The 22,817-nt window shown below is 72.4% G+C and carries 21 protein-coding genes and 2 tRNA genes; 14 read left to right on the top strand and 9 right to left on the bottom strand.

The features are described from left to right. Nucleotides 1–62: 62 nt before the first annotated feature. From ACZ7MY_RS32465 to ACZ7MY_RS32455, 3 genes are read left to right on the top strand one after another with little or no spacing between them, the layout of a single operon-like run. The gene (locus tag ACZ7MY_RS32465) at nucleotides 63–1,736 is read left to right on the top strand and encodes a TerD family protein (protein ID WP_499606910.1); all 1,674 of its coding nucleotides are present in this window, start codon (nucleotides 63–65) and stop codon (nucleotides 1,734–1,736) included. Between the two features lie 13 nt (nucleotides 1,737–1,749). Next, entirely contained in the window at nucleotides 1,750–2,433 is a 684-nt protein-coding gene (locus ACZ7MY_RS32460; RefSeq protein WP_499606907.1) for an AIM24 family protein, read from the top strand. A 16-nt stretch (nucleotides 2,434–2,449) separates the two neighbouring features. After that, complete coding sequence (locus tag ACZ7MY_RS32455) at nucleotides 2,450–3,211, top strand: AIM24 family protein (RefSeq protein ID WP_499606904.1); 762 nt, start codon at nucleotides 2,450–2,452, stop codon at nucleotides 3,209–3,211. Nucleotides 3,212–3,244: 33 nt separating this feature from the next. On the opposite strand, the gene ACZ7MY_RS32450 is transcribed toward ACZ7MY_RS32455, so the two are convergent. Next, nucleotides 3,245–3,772 (bottom strand): NUDIX hydrolase, encoded by a 528-nt coding sequence (locus tag ACZ7MY_RS32450; protein ID WP_499606902.1) that lies wholly within the window; start codon nucleotides 3,770–3,772, stop codon nucleotides 3,245–3,247. Then, complete coding sequence (locus tag ACZ7MY_RS32445) at nucleotides 3,769–5,214, bottom strand: zinc-dependent metalloprotease (protein ID WP_499606899.1); 1,446 nt, start codon at nucleotides 5,212–5,214, stop codon at nucleotides 3,769–3,771. Before ACZ7MY_RS32445 ends, ACZ7MY_RS32450 begins: the two co-directional genes overlap by 4 nt. 128 nt (nucleotides 5,215–5,342) lie before the next feature. On the opposite strand from ACZ7MY_RS32445, the gene ACZ7MY_RS32440 reads away from it, so the two are divergent. The 4 genes from ACZ7MY_RS32440 (at nucleotide 5,343) to ACZ7MY_RS32425 (ending at nucleotide 8,399) form a co-directional block, all read left to right on the top strand. Beyond that, a complete protein-coding gene (locus ACZ7MY_RS32440) occupies nucleotides 5,343–6,446 on the top strand; it encodes an SDR family oxidoreductase (protein WP_499606896.1) in 1,104 nt (367 codons plus the stop codon). 59 nt (nucleotides 6,447–6,505) lie between these two features. Next, a complete protein-coding gene (locus tag ACZ7MY_RS32435) occupies nucleotides 6,506–6,964 on the top strand; it encodes a molybdenum cofactor biosynthesis protein MoaE (RefSeq protein ID WP_499606894.1) in 459 nt (152 codons plus the stop codon). A 155-nt stretch (nucleotides 6,965–7,119) separates the two neighbouring features. Next, on the top strand, nucleotides 7,120–7,287 hold the full coding sequence (locus tag ACZ7MY_RS32430) for a hypothetical protein (RefSeq protein WP_179279782.1): 168 nt from the start codon (nucleotides 7,120–7,122) through the stop codon (nucleotides 7,285–7,287). Between the two features lie 44 nt (nucleotides 7,288–7,331). Continuing rightward, nucleotides 7,332–8,399, top strand: a complete 1,068-nt coding sequence (locus ACZ7MY_RS32425) for a YlbL family protein (protein ID WP_499606891.1) — start codon at nucleotides 7,332–7,334, stop codon at nucleotides 8,397–8,399. Nucleotides 8,400–8,462: 63 nt separating this feature from the next. Here ACZ7MY_RS32425 and ACZ7MY_RS32420 read toward each other — a convergent pair whose 3' ends face one another. Then, nucleotides 8,463–9,017: a PPA1309 family protein gene (locus ACZ7MY_RS32420; protein WP_499606888.1), complete on the bottom strand. Its 555-nt coding sequence runs from the start codon at nucleotides 9,015–9,017 to the stop codon at nucleotides 8,463–8,465. 146 nt (nucleotides 9,018–9,163) lie between these two features. Between ACZ7MY_RS32420 and ACZ7MY_RS32415 the strand changes: the two genes are divergently transcribed. The 5 genes from ACZ7MY_RS32415 (at nucleotide 9,164) to ACZ7MY_RS32395 (ending at nucleotide 15,799) form a co-directional block, all read left to right on the top strand. Then, entirely contained in the window at nucleotides 9,164–12,031 is a 2,868-nt protein-coding gene (locus ACZ7MY_RS32415) for a UPF0182 family membrane protein (protein ID WP_499607214.1), read from the top strand. 39 nt (nucleotides 12,032–12,070) lie between these two features. Beyond that, a tRNA-Met gene (locus ACZ7MY_RS32410) sits at nucleotides 12,071–12,144 on the top strand. Between the two features lie 209 nt (nucleotides 12,145–12,353). Beyond that, nucleotides 12,354–14,207, top strand: coding sequence for a tetratricopeptide repeat protein (locus tag ACZ7MY_RS32405; RefSeq protein ID WP_499606885.1), 1,854 nt, complete (start codon nucleotides 12,354–12,356; stop codon nucleotides 14,205–14,207). Nucleotides 14,208–14,258: 51 nt separating this feature from the next. After that, nucleotides 14,259–14,332: transfer RNA gene (locus ACZ7MY_RS32400), tRNA-Met, on the top strand. A gap of 201 nt (nucleotides 14,333–14,533) precedes the next feature. Then, entirely contained in the window at nucleotides 14,534–15,799 is a 1,266-nt protein-coding gene (locus tag ACZ7MY_RS32395; protein ID WP_499606883.1) for a hypothetical protein, read from the top strand. Here ACZ7MY_RS32395 and ACZ7MY_RS32390 read toward each other — a convergent pair. Beyond that, nucleotides 15,769–16,179: a Fur family transcriptional regulator gene (locus ACZ7MY_RS32390; RefSeq protein ID WP_499606881.1), complete on the bottom strand. Its 411-nt coding sequence runs from the start codon at nucleotides 16,177–16,179 to the stop codon at nucleotides 15,769–15,771. The two genes, ACZ7MY_RS32395 and ACZ7MY_RS32390, sit on opposite strands and share 31 nt — an antisense overlap. A gap of 155 nt (nucleotides 16,180–16,334) precedes the next feature. Between ACZ7MY_RS32390 and ACZ7MY_RS32385 the strand changes: the two genes are divergently transcribed. Then, the gene (locus ACZ7MY_RS32385; RefSeq protein ID WP_499606879.1) at nucleotides 16,335–17,795 is read left to right on the top strand and encodes a catalase; all 1,461 of its coding nucleotides are present in this window, start codon (nucleotides 16,335–16,337) and stop codon (nucleotides 17,793–17,795) included. A gap of 82 nt (nucleotides 17,796–17,877) precedes the next feature. Here the strand turns inward: ACZ7MY_RS32385 and ACZ7MY_RS32380 are convergent, their stop codons facing one another. After that, nucleotides 17,878–18,270 (bottom strand): CBS domain-containing protein, encoded by a 393-nt coding sequence (locus ACZ7MY_RS32380; protein ID WP_499606877.1) that lies wholly within the window; start codon nucleotides 18,268–18,270, stop codon nucleotides 17,878–17,880. Nucleotides 18,271–18,412: 142 nt separating this feature from the next. Further along, nucleotides 18,413–19,210, bottom strand: a complete 798-nt coding sequence (hisN, locus tag ACZ7MY_RS32375; RefSeq protein ID WP_499606875.1) for a histidinol-phosphatase — start codon at nucleotides 19,208–19,210, stop codon at nucleotides 18,413–18,415. Between the two features lie 170 nt (nucleotides 19,211–19,380). Between hisN and ACZ7MY_RS32370 the strand changes: the two genes are divergently transcribed. Continuing rightward, on the top strand, nucleotides 19,381–20,007 hold the full coding sequence (locus tag ACZ7MY_RS32370; RefSeq protein WP_499606873.1) for a TetR/AcrR family transcriptional regulator: 627 nt from the start codon (nucleotides 19,381–19,383) through the stop codon (nucleotides 20,005–20,007). 64 nt (nucleotides 20,008–20,071) lie between these two features. Here ACZ7MY_RS32370 and ACZ7MY_RS32365 read toward each other — a convergent pair whose 3' ends face one another. The 3 genes from ACZ7MY_RS32365 to aroA form a co-directional block, all read right to left on the bottom strand. Next, on the bottom strand, nucleotides 20,072–20,395 hold the full coding sequence (locus ACZ7MY_RS32365; RefSeq protein ID WP_499606871.1) for a DMT family transporter: 324 nt from the start codon (nucleotides 20,393–20,395) through the stop codon (nucleotides 20,072–20,074). A gap of 65 nt (nucleotides 20,396–20,460) precedes the next feature. Next, a complete protein-coding gene (gene rsgA / locus ACZ7MY_RS32360) occupies nucleotides 20,461–21,462 on the bottom strand; it encodes a ribosome small subunit-dependent GTPase A (protein ID WP_499606869.1) in 1,002 nt (333 codons plus the stop codon). 3 nt (nucleotides 21,463–21,465) lie between these two features. Beyond that, nucleotides 21,466–22,812: a 3-phosphoshikimate 1-carboxyvinyltransferase gene (gene aroA / locus ACZ7MY_RS32355; RefSeq protein ID WP_499606867.1), complete on the bottom strand. Its 1,347-nt coding sequence runs from the start codon at nucleotides 22,810–22,812 to the stop codon at nucleotides 21,466–21,468. Nucleotides 22,813–22,817: the final 5 nt, after the last annotated feature.

Below are 22,817 nucleotides of genomic sequence, written 5' to 3'. Positions count from 1 at the left end.
AGCGGTTAGCCTGGCGCAACGCAGCGAGTAGGTACGTACGGATGGGGGGACGGTCCTAAGCGATGGCCAGGGAATTCCAGCGCGGCCACAAGGCCAAGATCAGCGACCTGACCGCAGGGACGGATCTGTACATCGGCGTGCAGATCAGCGGCCCCGGTCTCCGCTTCGACATCAGCTGTTTCGGGCTCGACGCCGGGGAACAGCTCTCCGACGACCGCTACTTCATCTTCTACAACCAGCCCAAGTCGCCCGAGGAGGCGATCCAGCAGCTGGGTGCGCAGGCCGGGGACACCGAATCCTTCCGGGTGACGCTGGACCGGATCCCCCCGCAGATCCAGAAGCTGAGCTTCACCGCGACGATCGACGGCGCCGGGCAGATGTCGCAGGTCGGCCCGGGCTACGTCCGGATCGTCGCCGGGGGCGAGGAGGTCGCCCGTTACGCCTTCACGGGCGCCGAGTTCAGCACCGAGCGCGCGGTGATGCTCGCCGACTTCTACCTCAAGGACGTCTGGCGCTTCGCCGCCGTCGGCCAGGGCTTCGACGGCGGACTGGACGCCCTGCTGAAGAACTTCGGCGGCGAGGTCGCCGAGGAGCAGCAGGCCGCGCCCCAGCAGCCCGCCGCCGCACCGGGCTTCGCGCCCCCGGCCGGTCCCGCCCCGGGGTTCGCGCCCCCCGCGTCCTCCACGCCCGCCGCCGTGCCGCAGCCCGCACCGGCCTTCGGCGCTCCGCCCGCACCCGCTCCGGCACCGGCGCCCGTGCACGCGGCCCCCACCATGGTGGCGCCGATGACCACGCCGGCGCCCCAGGCGCCCCCGGGCCAGCCGCCGTTCGGCCAGGTCCCGCCGCCGCAGGCGCCTCCGGGCCAGCTGCCGGGCCAGCCGCCCTTCGGCCAGCCGCCGTACGGTCAGCCCGCACCGGGACAGCCCCCCTACGGTCAGCCCGCACCGGGCCAGGCGCCGTACGGTCAACCCGTCCCCGGCCAGCCGATGCCCGGTCAGGGCATGCCCGGCCAGCCCGCCTTCGGCCAGCCTCCGCAGGCCCCGCACGCCGGCCACGTCCCGCAGACCCCGGGCGCCGGGCTCGCGGCCGCCATGCAGAAGTACCGCGAGCTGCCCACCGGCCAGCGCTGGACCCAGCAGAACCCGAAGCTGATGCGAGCCGACCTCGCACAGGCCGGCGGCCAGCCGGTGCTCGCCCGGCAGGGCAGCATGGTGCTGTACCAGGGCAAGGTCGAATTCGGTTACAAGGGCGCCGGGTTCACCGGCCGCATCGTCGGCAACATGACCGGCCAGGAGATGCAGCTGATGCGCTGCACCGGCCGCGGCCAGGTCTTCTTCGCCGAGGACGCGTCCTACCTGCACCCCATCGAGCTCCAGGGCGACGCGATCTGCGTCTCCGCCGAGAACGTGCTCGCCTTCGACGAGTCACTGCAGCACGAGGTCCGCCGCATCGAGGGCCACGGCATCCCCGGCGGCGCCCTGTTCACCATGCAGTTCCAGGGCACGGGCACGGTCGTGGTCAAGACCCACGGCACCCCGGTGGTGCTGCCGGTCACCCCGACGACCTACGCCGACAGCAACGCGATCGTCGCCTGGTCGGCCGCCTCGCAGGTGGTGCTCTCCAGCCAGGTGCGGCTGCGCAGGAACGCCTACCCGGGACACAGCGGGGAGACCGTGAACCTGCAGTTCCGGGGCGCCCCGGGCAACTTCATCATCGTCCAGCCGTACGAGGTCTGAGGGGGAGCCCGTCATGGACCAGTCACTGATCTCCGGGTACGCCCCGGCACCGGTCACCGCCCGCATGGAGAACCACGGCAGCAGCATGCTGAAGGTGGCCATGCAGAGCGGCCAGGACCTCTACGCGCGCACCGGTTCGATGGTCGCCTACGAGGGCTTCGTCCAGTACGAGCCCAACCCGCCCGCCGTCCGCCAGATGGCCTCGCAGTGGCTCACCGGCGAGGGCGCACCCATCATGAAGTGTTCCGGCGACGGGCTGCTCTACCTCGCGGACTACGGCGCCGACGTGGTCTGCGTCTACCTCAACAACGAGGCGCTGTCGGTCAACGGCAGCAATCTGCTCGCCTTCGACGCCCACCTGCAGTGGGGCGTGGAGCGGGTGAAGGGCCTGGCCAAGTTCGCCGGCCAGGGGCTGTTCAACGTGGGGATCTCGGGCACCGGCTGGGTGGCCGTCACCTCGCGCGGCACCCCGGTCGTGGTCGACTGCGGCCGCGGCGAGGACGAGACCTACGTCGACCCGGACGCGCTCGTGGCCTGGTCGAGCGGACTGAAGACGAAGGCGAAGCGCAGCTTCAAGGCGTCCGCCCTCATCGGGCGCGGCAGCGGCGAGGCCTTCCAGATCGGCTTCTCCGGTCAGGGCTTCGTCGTCGTACAGCCCAGCGAGGACAGCACCGACCGCCTCCGAGTGCGGGGCTGAGGGGGAGCGAGAGATCATGCAGAGCCCGCTTTTCGGCTACACCGAGGTCCAGACCGAGGACCAGTACGCACTCCAGAACCCGTACCTGCTGCGGGTCAAGCTCGACGGCCGCACCGACTGCCTGGCCCGCAAGGGCGCGATGGTCGCGTACCAGGGGCTGATCGAGTTCGACGGCGAGTACCAGAGCCACGCCCAGCGCTCCTCCCGCTACCGCACCGGTGAGGGGCTGGACCTGATGCGCTGCTCCGGGCAGGGCACGGTCTACCTGGCCAACCTCGCCCAGCACATCCACGTCGTCGACGTGGACCAGGAGGGCCTGACGGTGGACGGCGCCTATGTGCTGGCGCTCGACTCCGGGCTGCACTGGGAGGTCATCTCCGTCGACAGCCAGTTCGGCATCTCCGGCAGCGGCGCCTACAACCTCAACATCACGGGGCACGGCAAGGTCGCGCTGATGACCTCGGGCAAGCCGCTGCTGATGCCGGTCACCCCGGACAAGTACGTCTCCGCCGACTCCGACGCGGTCGTCGCCTGGTCGTCCTCGCTCCGGGTGCAGATGCAGGCGCAGACCAGTTCGTCCGGCGTCTGGCGGCGGCGCGGCAACACCGGCGAGGGCTGGGAGCTCAACTTCCTCGGCCAGGGCTACGTCCTGGTGCAGCCCAGCGAGCTGATGCCGCCGCAGAACGCCCAGCTCGGCGGGGGAGTCGGCGCGCAGTACGGCTTCGGGCAGCAGGGCGCGCACGGCATGAACCAGGGCAACATCTTCAGCAACCGCTGAGCGCCCACCGCGGGTCCCGCCCCGCGCGCCGCATCAGAGCAGCGCGCGGGTGCGGGCCAGCAGCGTCCGGACGGAACCGTCCGCGACGTCGGCGACCTCGTCGTAGCCGAACCACGCGAGGTCCAGTGACTCCTCGCTGATCTCCTCGACCGCGCCGGGCGGGGCCACGGCCGCGTACTGCACGTCCAGGTGCCAGGCGCACGGAGTCAGGTGCCGGTCGAGGTTGACCGGCTCGGGACGCAGCAGGGTGAGCCCTCGGATGCCCGACTCCTCCACGCCCTCGCGCAGCGCGGCCGCCGCCAGGGAGGTGTCCTCCGGCTCGCAGTGACCGCCCATCTGCAGCCACATCCCGAGCTTCTTGTGCAGGGTCAGCAGCACCCGCCCGCGCTCCGGGTCCACCACCAGCGCGCTGCCCGTGATGTGGCCCTCGGCGCAGGCCTTCCACATGCCGTCCGGGTGGGCCTCCAGGTGGGCCAGGTAGGTCTCCCGGAGCCGGTCCTGGCCCGTGTCGGGTGCGGACCAGTCCTTCAGGACGCGCACGGCGTCTTCGTGCAGGCTCACTTCGCGTCGTCGCCCTTGTCCTCGCCGCGGCCGTCGTGCTTGCCGTCGCCCTTGTCGTCCCCCTGGCCGCCGGCCCCGGCCTCGCCGAGCATCTTCTCGAGCTCGGAGAAGTCCAGCTGCTCACGGTGCACGAAGCCGTCGGGGTCGTCCAGGTCCGCGGCGGTGGGCAGCATGTCGGGGTGGGCCCACAGCCCGTCGCGCCCGTCGACGCCTCGGGCGTCGGTGAGGGAGGCCCACAGCCGGGAGGCATCCCGCAGCCGGCGGGGCCGCAGCTCCAGTCCGATCAGCGTGGCGAAGGTCTGCTCCGCGGGGCCGCCGCTCGCCCGGCGGCGACGCAGCGTCTCGCGCAGCGCCCCGGCCGACGGCAGGTGCGGGGCGGCGGCCGCGTGCACGACCGCGTCCACCCAGCCCTCGACGAGGGCGAGGGCCGTCTCCAGCCGGGCCAGCGCCGCCTTCTGCGCCGGGGTGTCCTCGGGCTGGAACATGCCCTGCTGCAGGGCGTCCTGGAGCGCCTCGGGGTTCGACGGGTCGAGCTGTCCGACCGCGTCCTCCAGCTTCGAGGTGTCCACCTTGATACCGCGGGCGTACCCCTCCACGGCGCCGAACAGGTGTGCCCGCAGCCACGGGACGTGGGCGAACAGCCGCTGGTGCGCCGCCTCGCGCAGCGCCAGGTAGAGCCGGACCTCGTCCTGCGGCACGCTCAGGCCCCGGCCGAAGGTCTCCACGTTGGCCGGGAGCAGCGCGGCCTTGCCGGCCGGGCCGAGCGGCAGGCCGATGTCGGTCGAGCCCACGACCTCACCGGCGAGCGTGCCCAGCGCCTGCCCGATCTGGGTGCCGAACATGGCGCCGCCCATGGAGCGCATCATGCCGAGCAGCGGGCCCGCCATGGCCTGCATCTCCTCGGGCAGCACGTCGCCCATCGCGGTGCCGACGCGCTCGGCGACCGGGTCGACCAGCTCCTTCCACACGGGAAGGGTCGCCTCGACCCACTCGGCGCGGCTCCACGCCACCGCCGAGCCGGCGCCGGAGGGCATCGACGTCACGCCGTCGAGCCACAGGTCGGCCAGCCGCAGCGCCTCCTGGACCTTCGCCCGGTCCGCGGTGCCCACGCTGACGTCCTTGGAGCCGTCCGGAGTGCCCTGGGCCACCGTCTGGCGGGCGATGTCCTTGGCCATCTCCCAGTTCACCGGGCCGCCCTCGTACGAGAGCATCTGGCCCAGCTGCTGGAAGGCGGCGCCCAGGTCGTTGGGGTTCAGCGAACCGAACATCGCGGCGAACGGGTTGTCGCCGGCGGGGCCGCCGCCGAAGGGATTCCCGCCGCCGAAACCGAAGGGACCGGCCGGTTCCCGGGAGCCGCCGCCGGAACCGCCCGGCTTCTTGCCGTCGTCCCCTTCCTCGGGCTCCTCGGGAGGGACTCCGAATCCGAATGGGATGTCGCTCACGGTTTCCTCGGCTCTGTGTGTTGTGGGCTGTACCTCCAGCCTAGACACCCGTCAGGCAGGATGGCTGCGTACGGACCGCGGTTGCGGACCGCGCACCCGGTACCAGAGACAACCGTGGGAGACACCTGGTGAGTTCCCCAGAACCGACCGTTCGCCCAGAGCGGAGCGGCGGCAGGGCCCCCGCCGGACCTGTGGTCGCCGTCACAGGCGCCGCCTCCGGTGTCGGCCTGCGGCTCGCGCTGCGGCTGGCCGAATCCGACCAGGTCAAGAAGGTCGTGGCGATCGACGAGCGCCGCGGCGACGTCCCCGGCGCCCAGTGGGCGGTGCTCGACGTACGGGACCCGGCGATCGCCGAGCGGCTGCGCGGCGTGGACGTCGTCGTCCACCTCGCGCTCGACCTGGACCTGGAGTCGGACCCCAAGGCGCGCAGCGCCTTCAACGTGCGCGGCACGCAGACGGTGCTGACCGCGGCGGCCGCGGCGGGCGTGCGGCGCGTGGTGCTGTGCACCTCCGCCATGGTCTACGGCGCCCACGCGGACAACGACGTCCCCCTCGCCGAGGACGCGCCGCTGCGCGCGACCGCGGAGGCGTCCTTCGTGGGCGACCTGCTGGAGATCGAACGGCTCGGCAAGCGCGCCCCCCGCGCCCACCCCGGCCTCAACGTGACGGTCCTGCGGCCGGCCGTGCTGGTCGGCGGCACCGACACCGCGCTGACCCGCTACTTCGAGTCGCCGCGCCTGCTGGTGGTGGGCGGCAGCCGCCCCTGCTGGCAGTTCTGCCACGTGGAGGACCTGGTGACGGCGCTGGAGCACGCGGCGCTGGAGAGGGTCGACGGCGAGATGACCGTGGGCTGCGACGGCTGGCTGGAGCAGGAGGAGGTCGAGGAGCTCTCGGGCATCCGCCGCATGGAGCTGCCGCCCGCGGTGGCGCTCGGCGCGGCCTCCCGGCTGCACCGGCTGGGGCTCACCCCGTCCCCGGCGGGCGACCTGGCGTACACGATGCACCCCTGGGTGGTCAGCGGCAGCAGGCTGCACGAGTCGGGCTGGCGCCCGAAGTGGACGAACGAGGAGGTGCTGGCCGTCCTGCTGGAGGAGGTCTCCGGACGCAACTCCGTCGTCGGGCGGCGGCTGGGCCGCAAGGACGCGGCCACGCTCGGCGCGGCGGGTGCGACGGTCGCCCTGGTCGGCACGGCGGCGATGGTGCGCAGGGCGCGCCGGCGCCGCGGTGTCTGAGCGTCGTCGCGCGAACTCGCTCCGGAAGGGGGTTTCCGCATGGCGGGCGATGGGGCAGCATGAGCCGCATGGCACAGACGCACGACGAACCCCTCCGGCTCATCGCGGTCCGGGACACCGAACTGTCCGTGGACGAGGTCTTCCGCGCCGTGGGGCACGACTCCGCGGGGGGCACCGCGCTGTTCGTCGGTACGGTCCGTGATCACGACGGCCCCTCGGACGCCGTGGTGACCGGACTCGGCTACTCGGCGCACCCCGGCGCGGAGGCGGAACTGCGCCGGGTAGCGGAGAAGGTCGCCGCGGACTTCCCGGTCAAGGCGCTGGCCGCCGTCCACCGCGTCGGGGACCTGCGGGTCGGCGACCTCGCGGTCGTCGTGGCCGTCTCCTGCCCGCACCGGGCCGAGGCCTTCGCCGCCTGCCGGCGGCTGATCGACGACCTCAAGCGCGAGGTCCCGATCTGGAAGCACCAGGCCTTCGCCGACGGCACCGAGGAGTGGGTCGGGGCCTGCGCCCACTGACCACCGCGCACGCGTTCGCACCGGTCCCTCACCCGGATGGCCCACGGGGTGGCCCACCTGCGGTTGCGTAACCTGCGACCCGCTCTGAACGTTGTAGCAGCAGAAGATTAGTCTGCTCATAGTTCTTGATCGGCATGCGCGTCCAGGAGGCCGAAGTGGCAGCGCTCGCATGGTTGCTCATCCCGCTGGTCGCCGCCATCGCCGCGGCCGTCTGGGGAAGCTGGGCGGCGCGTACGCGCTCCACCGGGGACGGTGCCTCGCTCGCCGACTACGAGCGTTTCCGCGAGGCCATGCAGCGCACCGGATCGGGCGGACCGGCCTGAGGGCCCACGGGGCGGCTGCCGGTTCCGTACCGTACTGTCGTTCCATGCCACGCCGCACCGCGACGCTGCTCGCATCGACCCTGACCCTGATAGCGCTGCTGTGCGTCGCGCTGCTGTGGCCCGTCCCGTACGCGGAGATGTCGCCGGGGCCGACGGTGAACACGCTCGGGTCGCACGACGGGGACCCGGTGCTGCAGATCTCGGGGCACAAGACGTACCCGACCAGCGGTCACCTCAACATGACCACGGTGCGGGTGACGAGCGCGGACTACTCGATGAACCTGGTCGAGGCGGTCGTCGGCTGGCTGGCGCACGACCAGAAGGTCGTCGAGCACGACACGCTCTACCCCAAGGGGCAGACGGCCGAGCAGGCCGACCAGGAGAACGCCGAGGAGTTCACGCAGTCCCAGGACAGCGCGAAGGTCGCGGCACTCGACGAGCTCGGCATACCCGTCGGCTCCCGGGTGATCGTCTCCGCCGTGGTCAAGGGCGCCCCGGCCGAGGGCGAACTCCACGCGGGCGACGTGGTCAAGGCCGTCGACGGCCGGCCGGTCAAGGCGGCGGGCGACGTCGCCGAGCTGGTCACCAAGCACCAGCCGGGGCAGAAGGTGGTCTTCACGGTCGTGCCCAAGGGCGCGAAGGGCGACGGCACCCGGGACGTCACCATCACCACGAGGAAGTCGGACGACGACGGCGAGGCCCGGGCGGTCGTGGGCATCCAGGCCGGGGTCGAGCACACCTTCCCGTTCACGATCGACATCAAGCTGGCGGACGTCGGCGGGCCCAGTGCCGGCCTGATGTTCGCGCTGGGCATCGTCGACAAGCTCACCCCGCAGGACCTCACCGGCGGCAAGTTCGTCGCCGGCACCGGCACCATCGACGACGAGGGCAAGGTCGGCCCCATCGGCGGCATAGACATGAAGACCATCGGCGCACGCCAGAAGGGCGCCGAGTACTTCCTCACCCCCGCCGACAACTGCGAGGAGGCGGCGGCCGACACCCCGAGCGGCCTCACCCTCGTCAAGGTGAAGACCATCGACGACGCCATGGACGCGCTCAAGGACATCCGCGAGGGCAGGACGTCGGCGCTCCCCTCCTGCACCACGGGCTGAGCCCGCGGGCGATCCGCACGGTCCGACGGCCCCGGGGAGCAGCGCCCCCCGGGGCCGTCGGCGTCAGTCCTCGAAGGTCGCCGCCAGGGCGTCGGCCAGCCCCGGCACCAGCGAGGAACCGGTCAGCACCTCGGTGGGGGAGTCCTTCTCGCGCAGCCGCACCGCGGACTCCCGGGACCCGTCACGCAGCACGCCCACCGTCATGCGGACCTCCTGGCGGTCGGGGTGACCGGCGACCCAGCGGGCCAGCGCGGCCTCGTCCAGTCCCTCCGGGATGGACTCCTCGGCGGACGGCGGCAGCATCAGCCGCTCCACGGTGAGGGCGCAGCCGCTGACGACGCCGGGCCAGGCGATGGTGGCGAGGAACTCGTCCAGCGCGGCGCCCGGCGGGAGCTCGTCCTGCTCGATCGGGGTCAGTCCGGCGGCCTTGTCGCCGCCGAGGCCGAGTTCCTCGGCCAGTTTCGGCTCCTGGGCGCGCAGCGCCGCGGTGTCGACCAGGGCGAAGAGCCGGGCGGGCTGGTCCCAGCCCAGGCCGGACGCGTAGTCGTCGATCTCCAGGACGGCACGGGTGAGCGGGTTCGCGGCGAGCGGCGCACCCTCGGACGTGATGTTGGACATGCTCAATATCCTGCCTGTTCTGTGACCCGCATCCCCAATCGGGAGCCTTGGGGAACTGAGTAAACGCTGAGTAAGTTGCATCAGTGGGCGCCGGGACGGCGTCCGACGGAGACCGACACTTCGAGGTGCGCACCTTGGTATTCCAGATGCCGGACCGCGGCGGGGGTCCGCACGGGCCGCGGATCAGAGTGGGCCGCCCGTCGCGGCGAGCCCGGACACTGCTCATGACCCTGGGCGTACTGGCCGTGCTGGCCATGGCCTTCGTCATGTTCTCGGGCTTCTGGACCGACTGGCTCTGGTACCGCTCCGTCCACTATTCCTCGGTCTTCACCACCACGCTGTGGACCAAGATCGGCCTGTTCTTCGTCTTCGGCCTGCTGATGGCCGCGGCCGTCGGCGTCAACGTGTACCTGGCGCACCGGCTCCGGCCGCCGCTGAGCGCGATGTCGATGGAGCAGCAGAGCCTCGACCGCTACCGAATGGGCATCGCACCCTACAAGAAGTGGGTGCTGCTCACCGTCTGCGCGCTCGTGGGGCTGATCGCGGGCGCGTCCGCCTCCAGCCAGTGGCGCACATGGCTGCTGTGGACGAACTCCACCCCGTTCGGCACCAAGGACCCGCAGTTCCACGTCGACATCGCCTTCTACGCGTTCGACCTGCCCTGGTACCGCTTCCTGCTGAGCTTCGGCTTCGCGGCCGTCGTGCTCTCGCTGCTGGCGGCGGCGCTGGTGCACTACCTGTACGGGGGCCTGCGGATCACCTCCCCGGGCGGCCGGGCGACGGCGGCGGCGACCGGGCACCTGTCGGTGCTGCTGGGCCTGTTCGTCACGCTGAAGGCCGTCGCGTACTGGCTGGACCGCTACTCGCTGGCGGTGAAGTCCGGCAACCTCAGGTCGGGTGACTGGACGGGTCTGCGCTACGTGGACGCCAACGCCTACCTGCCGGCCAAGACGATCCTGTTCGCCATCGCCATCATCTGCGCGCTGCTGTTCTTCGCCACCTTGTGGCGGCGCACCTGGTCGCTGCCGCTGATCGGGTTCGGCCTGATGGTGCTGTCCGCGATCCTGATCGGCGGCCTGTACCCGGCGATCGTGCAGAAGTTCCAGGTGCAGCCGAACGAGGCCGCCAAGGAGCAGCCGTACATCCAGAAGAACATCGACGCCACACGTGAGGCGTACGGCATCGACCACGCCGATGTGACGGAGTACTCGGGCACGAGCAGCGACGGCAAGGAGAAGCTGCGCGGCGACGCCGACACCGCGGCGTCCATCCGCCTGCTCGACCCGAACGTGGTCTCGCCGACCTACCAGCAGCTGCAGAAGGTGCGCGGCTACTACGCCTTCCCGTCCACGCTCGACGTCGACCGCTACACGATCGACGGCAAGGAGCAGGACACCGTGGTGGGCCTGCGGGAGCTGAACCTCGAGGGCATCCCGCAGCACAGCTGGATCAACGACCACTTCAAGTACACGCACGGTTACGGCATGGTGGCGGCCAAGGGCACCACCACGACCGCCAGCGGCGAGCCCGACTTCACCGAGTACAACCTGCCGACCAAGGGCGACCTCGGGACGTACCAGCAGCGGATCTACTACGGCGAGCAGACCAAGCAGTGGTCGATCGTCGGCGACCGGTCCACGCCGGAGATCGACTACACCGACGACAGCGGCGAGAAGCCGTACACCTACACCGCCAAGAGCGGTGTCGGCCTGAAGAACCCGGTGACCCGGCTCGCCTACGCGGTGGCCTTCGGCGAGCCGCAGATCTTCTACTCCGGGGCCGTCGGCGACGACTCGCAGATCCTGTACAACCGCATGCCCAAGGAGCGGGTCGAGGCGGTCGCGCCCTGGCTGACGATCGACGGCGACTCCTACCCGGCGGTCGTGGACGGCCGGATCGTGTGGATCGTCGACGCGTACACGACGAGCAACGGCTACCCGTACTCCTCGCGCACCACCCTCGGCGACACCACCGCGGACTCGCTGACCGACGGGCAGCGCGCCGTGCTGGCGCAGCAGAACCAGGTCAACTACATCCGCAACTCGGTGAAGGCGACCGTCGACGCGTACAGCGGCAAGGTCACGCTCTACCAGTGGGACACCGAGGACCCGGTGCTGAAGACCTGGATGAAGGCCTTCCCGGACACGGTCGAGCCCAAGTCGGCGATCGGCGACGCGCTGATGGCGCACCTGCGGTACCCGCAGGACCTGTTCAAGGTGCAGCGCGAGCTGCTGACCCGCTACCACGTCACCAAGGCGTCGACCTTCTACAGCGGCAGTGAGGTGTGGGCGGTGCCCAACGACCCGGCCGCCAAGACCGGGAAGTCGGTGCCGCCGTACTACCTGAGCCTGAAGATGCCCGGCCAGAACGAGCAGGCCTTCTCGCTCACCACGACCTTCACTCCCAACAAGCGCGAGAACCTCAGCGCCTTCATGGCGGTCGACGCGGACGCCAAGAGTCCGGAGTACGGCGCGATCAAGGTGCTGAAGCTGCCGTCCAACACCACGGTGTCCGGACCGCAGCAGGTGCAGAGCCAGTTCAACTCCGATCCCGACGTGGCGGAGAAGATCAGGCTGCTCAAGGGCGGCGACTCGGAGGTCGAGTACGGCAACCTGCTGACGGTGCCCCTCGACGGCGGGCTGCTGTACGTGGAGCCGGTCTACGTCCGCGGCGCGGGCACCAACTACCCGCTGCTGAAGAAGGTGCTGGTGAGCTACGGCGGCCAGACCGAGTTCGAGGACACGCTCGGGCAGGCGCTCGACGCCGTCTTCGGATCGGACGGCGGGCAGCCCGTGACGCCGCCGGAGACGGGCGGCGGCGGGGGCACCGAACCGCCGGCCGCGGGCAACCCGACGGTCGCCCAGGCCCTGGAGGACGCCCAGGAGGCGTACGACGCGGGTCAGAAGGCGCTGAAGGACGGCGACTGGGGTGCGTACGGCCAGGCGCAGAAGGACCTCGCCGACGCGCTGAAGCGCGCGAAGGACGCCGAGCAGCAGGCGGAGAAGACGGGCTGACGGGACCCACTCCGCGTCGTGGTACTGTTGGTGCACCGACGCGGGGTGGAGCAGCTCGGTAGCTCGCTGGGCTCATAACCCAGAGGTCGCAGGTTCAAATCCTGTCCCCGCTACTGTTGGAAAGGGCCCGGAGTCAATAGACTCCGGGCCCTTTCACTTGTTGGGGGGAACTCCTTCCGCTGAGGTTTCGGCAGGCGCTCTGTCGGGAAGTCGACAAAACGCTGTAGTGACCTACGAAGTGACCAACTGGGATCGGCCGAGCTGTGCAGGTTTGCCGCATACCAGGTGTACTGCGGGTACGGGTGATGCGACGATGGACCTCATGGGGGATGGTGCAAGGCTGCTGAACGCTCGTCAGATCCGGGATACCGGGTCCGCGGGGCGGACGACCGTGCCCGCGGCCGGGGCCGCGCTCGTGCCGGCCGTCGCCGACCTGCTCCCCGGTCCGCGGGTGGGCGGTCTCGACGAGGAGCGCCTCATCGAGTCCGAACTCCCGGACGAGGAGACCCTGGAGGCCCGCGAGGAGGCCGAACTCGAGGCGCGCCACCGGCGGGCCGCCGAGCACGGCGACATCGGGGCCATGAGCGTGCTGGGCACCCTGCTGCTGCGCCGCGGCGACCTCGAGGGCGCCGAGCCCCATCTGCGCGGCGCCGCCGCCGGAGGGGACCGCCCCGCCGCCAACAACCTGGGCCTGCTGCTGCACCAGCGCGGCTACGCCGACGAGGCCGCCGCCTGGTGGCGGATCGCCGCGGTCGCCGGTTCCGCCGCGGCCGCGCACGCGCTCGGCCGGCACTTCCGCGAGCGCGGCGACGAGCCCGGCGCCGAGTACTGGCTGCGCCAGGCCGCCGAGTCCGGGCACACCCTGGGCGCGTACGCGCTGGCCGACCTCCTGGACCACCGCCGCGACGTCGGCGCCGAGCGCTGGTTCCACGCCGCCGCCGAGCACGGCCACCGCGAGGCCGCCTACCGCCTCGCCGGCATCTGCGCCGAGCGCGGCGAGGAGCGCGAGGCGGAGCAGTGGTACCGGCAGGCCGCCGCCCGCCGGCACCGCAGGGCCGCCCTGCGCCTGGGCACGCTCCTGGAGGAGCGCGGCGAGTTCGAGGAGGCCAAGCGCTGGTACCTGACCGCCGCCCGCGACGGGGAGCCGCGCGCGGCCTGCGCGCTCGGCTTCCTGCTGCGCGACGCGGGGGACGTGGACGGCGCCGCCACCTGGTGGCGGCGCGCCGCCAACGCCGGTGACGGCAACGCCGCCAACGCCCTGGGCGCGCTGCACGCCCAGGAGGGCGAGACCCAGACCGCGGAGCGCTGGTACCGGGCCGCCCTGGAGGCGGGGGACGTCAACGGCGCCTTCAACCTGGGTCTGCTCTGCGCCGGGCAGGGCCGCACGACCCAGGCCGAGCAGTGGTACCGCAAGGCCGCCTACACCGGGCACCGCGAGGCCGCCAACGCGCTCGCCGTGCTGCTGCTGCAGCGCGGCGACGCGGCGGGCGCCGAGCCCTGGTTCTCCAAGGCCGCGGAGGCGGGCAGCGTGGACGCCGCCTTCAACCTCGGCATCCTGTACGCCGGGCGGGGCGACGACGTCACGGCGCGCCGCTGGTACGAGCGCGCGGCGGCCAGCGGGCACGGCGAGGCCGCGCTCCAGGTGGCCATTGCCCTGCAGAAGGAGGGCGACGCGCATGGCGCCGAGCGGCACCTTCGCTGCGCCGCGGGCGGCGGCAGCCCGGAGGGCGCCTTCCGGCTCGGCGCGCTGCTGGACGCCCAGGACGCGCCGGAGACCGCCGTCGAGGCCGAGGAGTGGTACGCCCGCGCCGCCGGCCAGGGGCACCGCCGCGCCCAGGTGCGGCTCGGCATGTGCGCCGCCAAGCGCGGGGACGTCGTCGACGCCGCCCACTGGTACCGGGAGGCCGCCGAGGGCGGCAGCCGCAACGGCGCCTTCAACCTGGGGCTGCTCCTCGCCCGCGAGGGCGCGGAGCCGGAGGCGGCCCTGTGGTGGACCCGGGCCGCCGACGCGGGGCACGGACGCGCCGCGCTGCGGCTGGCCCTGCTGGCCGCACGGCACGGACAGCTCGCGGACGCCCAGGCGTGGTGCGCCCGGGCCGTGGAGTGCGGCCCCGCCGAGGTGGCCGAGCGGGCGGCCCGGCTGACCGACGCCCTGGAGCACGAGCTCTCCGCCTGAGAAGCGATTTGCGCTGCTCAGGAACGGCAGGTTAACCTAGGGACACAACGACGCGGGGTGGAGCAGCTCGGTAGCTCGCTGGGCTCATAACCCAGAGGTCGCAGGTTCAAATCCTGTCCCCGCTACTGAAAGGGAAGGGCCCGGAAGCCAAGGCTTCCGGGCCCTTCTCGTATGCGTTAGGTACAGCCCAGGCATGGTTCGGGCAAAAGGGTGCGGACGGTCCTGGGCCGGCCGGCGCCGGCGCGCGATCCTGAGGACAGGCCCTCAGGCGGCGCGAGGAGGCGGGGTTGCTGCGCAGGCGGCGTAAGCGGCGGCCGACGGAACTCATGGATGTGACGCGGTGGGGTCGGCTGTGCGCGGCTGCGGACGTGGAGGAGCTGCTCCGTGAGCTGCGGGGCGCCGCGGTGGACGAGGACGCCGCCTACGACCGCGCGGCGGCACTGAAGGCGCTGGCGGCCGCGCCGCCCCGGTTGTGGCTGCTGATGGACCGTGCCGCCCGGGTGGAGGAGGGCGCGCCCCTGGTGCCGGGTGACGTGGAACCCCTGCGCCTGCTGCTGGCCGCGATGGACCGGGACGGCCGGACGCGGCAGGCCGCCGTGGAGGGGCTGGCGGTGCACGGCGGGCCGTTGGTGGCGTCTGCCCTCGCGCTGCGGACGGCAGACTGGGTGGACCAGGTCCGCGAACGCGCCCTGGCGGCGCTGCTGCGCCGCACCGCCCCGGACGAGGCCGCCGCGGCCGTACGGCTGCTGCTGAGGCTGCGCGGGCGGAGCCGGGCGACGCACACCGCCGAGGAGTACCGCGGGGTGCTGGCGGCTCCCGAGGCCCGGCGTGCGGTGCGTGCGCTGGCGGCCGACGCGGACCCGCTGACCCGGCGGTTCGGGGTCGAGCTGGCCCTGGAGCTCGGTGAGTTCGTCCGCGGGGACCTGGTGCGCACCGCGCTGCGCGACCCGGACCAGCTGTGCCGCAGGCTGTGCGCCGAGCGGCTGCTGCAGATGGACCCGGACCAGGCGGGGCGGCTGCTGTGGGCCCGCTCGGCGGCGGTGCGGGAGCTGGCGGTCGCGGCGCTGCCGGACGACGTGCCGGCGGCCCGGCTGACCGCGCCGCTGGCCGACCCGGCGCGGATCGTGCGCGCGCAGGCCCGCTGGCGGCTGTACAGCAGGGGCGAGCCCCCGGCGCTGGCGTACCGGAGGCAGTTGCTGCGCTGCGGCCCGCAGAGCCCGCCGCGGCTGGTGGCGGGGCTGGTGACGGGGCTGGGGGAGTGCGGGGACGCCTCGGACGCACCCCTGCTGCTGCGGCTGGCACGTGAGGCGCGCACCCCGTGGCCGCCGGTGGTGCGCCGGGCCGCGGTGCGGGCGGCGGGCCGGCTCCTCCCCCGGGAGGGGCTGCTGCCGCAGATGGCGCCGCTGGCCGTGGACCGGGATCCCGGGGTGGCCAGGGAGGCCTTCGAGGCGCTCGCCAAGGTGGCGGGCCAGGTGCCGGTGGAGACGGTGTGGGTGGGCCGCACACGGCCGGAGCCGGAGGTGCGGAAGGCCGCGGAACGCGTGCGGCGGGCCGCGCAGCGTCAGGCGCAGGCGGGGCACAGGCCCCGGTAGGTGACCTCCACGCCAGAGACCGTGAAGCCGAAGCGCTCCGCGTCGGGCAGGTCCGTCAGCGGGTTCCCGTGCGGGTGGACGTCCCGGATCGTGCCGCAGCCGGAGCACAGCAGGTGCTGGTGCGGACGGTGGGCGTTGGGGTCGTAGCGCTTGGCGCGGCCGTCGGTGGCGACCTCCATGACCTCGCCGAGCGAGACCAGTTCGCCCAGCGTGTTGTAGACGGTCGCGCGGGAGATCTCGGGCAGCCGGGCCGCCGCCCGGGCGTGCACCTCGTCGGCGGTCAGGTGGACGTGGTCGCCGTCCAGGACCTCGGCCACGACGCGCCGCTGCGCGGTCATGCGCCATCCGCGGCCGCGCAGTCGTTCCAGCAGGTCACTCATTCCGGTTCACCTATCAGTGGGATGCGAACAGCTTAACAGTGACGGTCCGTGTTCCGACCGGGTACGAGTTTGGGGCCCTTCTTGACTTGGACTTAGTCCATTGTAGGATCGCATCCGGCGAAGGCCACGGCACAGCACCAACCCAGGGAGAGCACGTGACGGCTCAGGAGACCGGCCCGCTGACCACGGAGGCGGGCGCCCCGGTCGCGGACAACCAGAACAGCGAGACCGCGGGCCCCGGAGGGCCGGTCCTGGTCCAGGACCAGCAGCTGCTGGAGAAGCTCGCCCGCTTCAACCGCGAGCGCATCCCGGAGCGCGTGGTGCACGCCCGCGGCGCGGGGGCCTACGGCACCTTCACCGTCACCGCCGACGTGACGAAGTACACGCGGGCGAAGTTCCTCTCCGAGGTCGGCAAGCAGACGGAGACCTTCCTGCGGTTCTCCACCGTGGCCGGCAACCTCGGCGCGCCGGACGCGGTGCGCGACCCCCGGGGCTTCGCGCTGAAGTTCTACACCGAGGAGGGCAACTACGACCTCGTCGGCAACAACACCCCGGTGTTCTTCATCAAGGACGCCGTCAAGTTCCCGGACTTCATCCACACCCAGAAGCGCGACCCGTACACCGGCTCCCAGGAGGCGGACAACGTCTGGGACTTCTGGAGCCTGTCCCCGGAGTCGACGCACCAGGTGACGTGGCTGTTCGGCGACCGCGGCATCCCTGCGAGCTACCGCCACATGAACGGCTACGGCTCGCACACCTACCAGTGGGCCAACGAGGCCGGCGAGGTCTTCTGGGTCAAGTACCACTTCAAGACCGACCAGGGCGTGCGGAACCTCACCCAGGACGAGGCCGACCGGGTCGCCGGTACGGACCCCGACTCCCACCAGCGCGACCTGCGCGAGGCCATCGAGCGCGGTGAGTTCCCCAGCTGGACCGTGCAGGTGCAGATCATGCCCGCGGCCGAGGCGGCGGGCTACCGCTTCAACCCGTTCGACCTCACCAAGGTGTGGCCGCACGAGGACTACCCGCCGATCGAGATCGGCAGGCTGGAGCTCAACCGCAACCCGCGGAACATCTTCGCCGAGGTCGAGCAGTCGATCTTCTCCCCGGCGCACTTCGTGCCCGGCATCGGCCCGTCCCCGGACAAGATGCTGCAGGGCCGGCTCTTCGCCTACGGCGACGCCCACCGCTACCGCGTCGGCATCAACGCCGACCACCTGCCGGTGAACCGCCCGCACGCGACCGAGGCGCGCACCCACGGCCGCGACGGCGCCCTCTACGACGGCCGCCACGGCGGAGAGCGCAACTACGAGCCGAACAGCTTCGGCGGTCCGGCCCAGACCGACCGCCCCCTGTGGTCGGCCACCGCGGTCACCGGGCACACCGGCAACCACGAGGCGCCCTCGCACGCCGAGGACGACGACTTCGTGCAGGCGGGCAACCTCTACCGGCTGATGTCGGAGGCGGAGAAGGCGCGCCTGGTCGCCAACCTCTCCGGCTTCATCGCCAAGGTGTCGCGCGCCGACATCGCAGAGCGGGCGATCGGCAACTTCCGCCGCGCCGACGAGGACTTCGGCAAGCGGCTGGAGGCCGCCGTCCAGGCCCTGCGCGGCTGAGCGGAGTCCGTCCCACAGGCCCGGAGGGGGCCGGGTGCGTCCAGGCGCCCGGCCCCCTCCGATCCATGTCCCGGGCCGGCCGTCAGCCCGCCAGGGTCGCGTGCACGGGCTGCCAGCAGCGCACGATGTCGCGTACCGAGACCATGCCGACCGGGTTGCGGTCGTCCAGCACCACCAGGTGCCGAAATCCGCCGCGCACCATCGCGGCGGCGGCCTCCTCCAGGGTCCACCGGGGCGCGGCGAAGACCACGTCGGTGGTGGTGTGGGCGGCGGCGAGTTCGTGGTCGGGGTCGAGCCCCGCACCGATGGCGTTGAGGATGTCGCGCTCGGTCAGGATGCCGAGACCGCAGGTGTCGGGATCCAGCACCACCGCGGCGCCCACCCGTCGGGCGGACATCAGCCGGGCGGCCTGGCGGAGGGTGTGGGCGGGACCGACCGTGAGAACGACCGTGCTCATGGCGTCGCGTACGAGCATGGGATACCCCTCGGGCTGCGTCGTGGCCGTCTTGAGAACAGTTTCACAAATGCACAAGCTCACGCATTCTCATGTTCACATGCGCCGGGGGCCGCAGCAAGGGGCGTGCGGAGGTTGATCGGTAGTGTGAGGGGGCGGGGAGTCACGCGCGGTTCAGGTGGGCGAGCATCTCCTCGTGCAGCAGGCCGTTGGACGCCGCCGCGTTGCCGCCGTACGGCCCCGGGGTGCCGTCCAGGCTGGTGAAGCGGCCGCCGGCCTCGCGCACGATCACCTCGTTCGCCGCCATGTCCCACAGGCTCAGCTCGGGCTCGGCGCAGATGTCCACGGAGCCCTCGGCGACCATCATGTACGGCCAGAAGTCACCGTAGGCACGCGTCCGCCAGCAGGACCTGGTCAGGTCGAGGAACCCGTCCAGCCGGCCCTGCTCCTCCCAGCCGCTCAGCGAGGAGTACGCGAATGAGGCGTCCTGCAGCCGGCCGACCTGCGACACCCGCAGCCGCGTGGCGGAGGACAGGCTGCGCCCGGTGTACGCCCCGCCGCCCTTCACCGCCCACCAGCGGCGCCCCAGGGCGGGCGCGGACACCATGCCGACCACGCCCTCGTCGCCGCCCTCGCCGCGCACCATCAGGGCGATCAGGGTGGCCCACACCGGCACCCCGCGGACGTAGTTCTTGGTGCCGTCGATCGGGTCGACGATCCAGCGCCGCGGGCCGCTGCCCTCGGTGCCGTACTCCTCGCCGAGCACGGCGTCGCGCGGCCTGGCCCGCCCTAGCTGGCTGCGGATCAGTTCCTCGGCCCGCTTGTCCGCCTCGCTGACCGGCGTCATGTCGGGCTTGGTCTCGACCTTGAGGTCCAGGGACTTGAAGCGCTCCATGGTGGCGGCGTCGGCGGCGTCGGCAAGGATGTGCGCGAGGCGCAGATCGTCGTTGAAGTCCGGCATGGAGCGAACAGTATCGATCGTGGCAGGTCGAGGTCACGCAGGGTACGCGGGCGGGGTTGACACGGACCGACGGCGCGTCAATTCTGAGCCCACAGCCCTCTGAGGCCGCTCGGCGCCGGTTGAGACCGCTCGGGAACGCTTGAGACCGCTTGGGACGCTTGGAGGCGAACGTGCCGACAGCGCGTGATTCACTCCTGAACGCGGCACTGTCCGCACTCGGCGACCGGTCCTGGGCGACGGTCAGGATGGTGGACGTCGCGGCCGTCGCCGGGGTGTCGCGGCAGACCCTCTACAACGAGTTCGGCACCAAGGAGGGGCTCGCGCGGGCCCTGGCACGGCGGGAGGCCGAGGCGTTCCTGGCGGGCGTGGAGCGCGCCCTGGACACCGCCGGGCGGCACGGCGCCGACGCCGGCGACTGCTTCGCCGCGGCGACCGCCTGGACCCTGCACAGTGCCCGCCGCAGCCCGCTGGTGCGCGCGGTGCTCACCGGCTGCCGCGGGGACCGGGTCCCCGCCGCTGCCGTCGTGCCGGTGCCGCTGCCCCGGCTCCCGGGCCGGCGGCCGCGCAAGGACGACACCCCTATCGCGCCCGCCGAGCTGCTCGACGCCTTCCGTGCGCGCGCCGTCACCGCGCTCGGGCGACGCTTCCCCGCGCTCGACCGGGCCGAGGCCGACTGGGCCTGCGGGACCGCGGTCCGCGTCACCGTCTCCTACGTCGTCGCGCCCGCCGGCTCCGACGAGGAGGCGTGCCGGCGGATCGCCCGGCTGGTCCGGGGGCTCCTCCAGCGCGGCTGGTGACGGAGCCGGATCAGTGGGCGGGGCCGGATCGGTGGGTGGAGCCGGATCGATGGGTGGAGCCGGATCAATGGGTGGAGCCGGAGAGTTGGAGCCCGATGACGCCCAGGACGACCAGGCTGATGGAGATCAGCTTCAGGGTCGAGACGACGTCACCGAGGAAGGCCATGCCGTAGATCGCCGTCCCCGAGGCCCCGATGCCCGTCCACACCGCGTAGGCCGCCCCGACGTCCAGCTTCTTCAGGGCCAGCGTGAGCAGGCCGAAGCTGCCGAGCGCGAAGGCGCAGAACGCGATGGTCGGCCACAGGCGGGTGAACCCGTGGGAGAGCTTGAGGGAGACCGCGAAGCCGGTTTCGAGGAGACCGGCGACCACCACGAGGAGCCAGGCCATCGAACGCCCTCCCGTTTCCGTCTGTCGATGAGCGATCATCACACAGCATGCCCGGAAATGGCGTCTCAGTCCCCTTCCTTGCGCTCACGCGTCGCGAGCAGCCGCCGTAGCGAGAACAGACGGGCGGGTTCGGCGTGCCCGTCGGCGACCCAGGCGTCCAGCACGCAGTCGGGTTCGTCGTGGCTGCAGGCTCGCGGGCAGTCCGCCGTGCCCGGCTCGAGGTCGGGGAAGGCGTGGATGACCCGGGACGGGTCGATGTGGGCCAGGCCGAAGGAACGTACGCCGGGGGTGTCGATGACCCACCCCTCCTCGGCGCGCAGGGGCAGCGCGAGCGCGGAGGTGGTGGTGTGCCGGCCCCGGCCGGTGACCGCGTTGACGTGGCCGGTCGCGCGCTGACGCTCCACCAGCGCGTTGACCAGGGTGGTCTTCCCGACGCCGCTGTGGCCGACGAAGGCGGTGACGCGGTCCTTCAGGTGCTCGCGCACGGCCTCCGTCGCCCCGGCGTCGAAGTTCTCGTGACTGGTCACCACATAGGGGACGCCCAGCGGCGCGTACGTCTCCAGGAGCGGTCCGGCCGGCGCGAGATCGGACTTGGTGAGCACCAGCAGCGGTTCGAGACCGGCGTCGTAGGCCGCCACCAGGCAGCGGTCGATGAGCCGGGGCCGCGGCTCGGGGTCGGCGAGGGCGGTGACGATGGCGAGCCGGTCCGCGTTGGCGACGACCACCCGCTCGAACGGGTCGGTGTCGTCCGCGGTACGGCGCAGCACCGAGCTGCGCTCCTCGACGCGCACGATCCGCGCCAGGGTGTCCTTCTCCCCGGACAGGTCGCCGACGATGCCCACCCGGTCGCCGACCACGATGCCCTTGCGGCCCAGCTCGCGGGCCTTCATCGCGGTGACCGTGCGGTCCTCGACGAGGCAGGTGACGCGGCCGCGGTCGACGGTGAGGACGAAGCCCTCCTCGGCGTCCTCGTGCTTGGGCCGGATGCTGGTGCGGGGCCGGTTCCCCTTGCGGTTCGGGCGGACCCGGACGTCGTCCTCGTCGGTGTGCTTGCTGTAGCGCCGCATCGTTCAGGCCCGCACCGGGGACGCGGGGGCCGCCGGCGCCGCGCCCAGCATGGCCGTCCACATCTCGGGGAAGTCCGGGAGGGTCTTGCCGGTGGTGGCCACGTTCTCGACCAGGACGCCGTCGACGGCCAGGCCCAGGACGGCGCCCGCGGTGGCCAGTCGGTGGTCGTCGTAGGTGTGGAAGACGCCGCCGCGCAGCGGCCGCGGCCGGATGCGCAGTCCGTCCTCGGTCTCGGTGACGTCGCCGCCGAGCTCGTTGATCTCCTTGCTCAGCGCGGCCAGCCGGTCCGTCTCGTGCAGCCGAAGGTGGCCCACGCCGCGCAGCACGGATTCGGAGTCGGCGAGCGCGGCGACCGCCGCGATGCCGGGGGTGAGTTCGCCGACCTCCGACAGGTCGGCGTCGATGCCGTGGATCCGGCCGGAGCCGGTGAGGACCAGGCCCGAGTCCGTCAGCTCGCACGAACCGCCCATCCGGGTGAACAGGTCACGCAGCGCGTCACCGGGCTGGGTGGTGCGGCGCGGCCAGTCGGGGACGACCACGCGGCCGCCGGTGACGAGCGCGGCGGCCAGGAAGGGCTGGGCGTTGGAGAGGTCCGGCTCGACGGTGACGTCGACGCCGAGCAACGCGCCCGCGTCGACCCGCCACACGTTCGGCTCGCCGCCGTTCTCCGGGGTGTCGACCTTGGCGCCGGCGCGGCGCAGCATCTCCACCGTCATCTTGATGTGCGGCAGCGAGGGCAGCGTCGGACCGGTGTGCCGCACCTCGACGCCCTGGTTGAAGCGGGGGCCGGACAGCAGCAGCGCGCTGACGAACTGGGAGGACGAGGACGCGTCGACCGACACCGGGCCGCCGTCCAGCGCCCCGCCGCCGTGCACGGTCAGCGGCAGCGCGCCGCGGCCCTCGTCGTCGATGCGGGCGCCCAGCGAGCGCAGCGCGTCGATGACCCCGTTCAGCGGGCGTTCGTGGCTGCGCGGGTCCCCGTCGAAGTGCACCGGGCCGTCGGCGAGCGCGGCGACGGGCGGCAGGAACCGCATCACCGTGCCGGCGTTGCCGACGTCGACCGTGGCCGGTCCGTGCAGCCCGGCCGGGATGACCCGCCACGCCTCGCCGCCGTAGGGGTTGACCACCTCGTCGATCTGGACGCCCATGGCGCGCAGCGCGTCGGCCATGAGCACGGTGTCGCGGCTGCGCAGCGGACGGCGCAGCCAGCCCGGCTCGGAGGCGAGCGCCGCGAGCACCAGGGCGCGGTTGGTGACCGACTTGGATCCGGGCACGGTGACCGTCGCCTGGACGGGGGCGGACGCGAGCGGCGCGGGCCACAGGGCGGTGTGCGCGGGGTTACCGGTCATGGCCC

This window comes from Streptomyces sp. NPDC111520, assembly GCF_055635295.1.
This window is presented reverse-complemented; position numbering and strand designations above follow the sequence as displayed.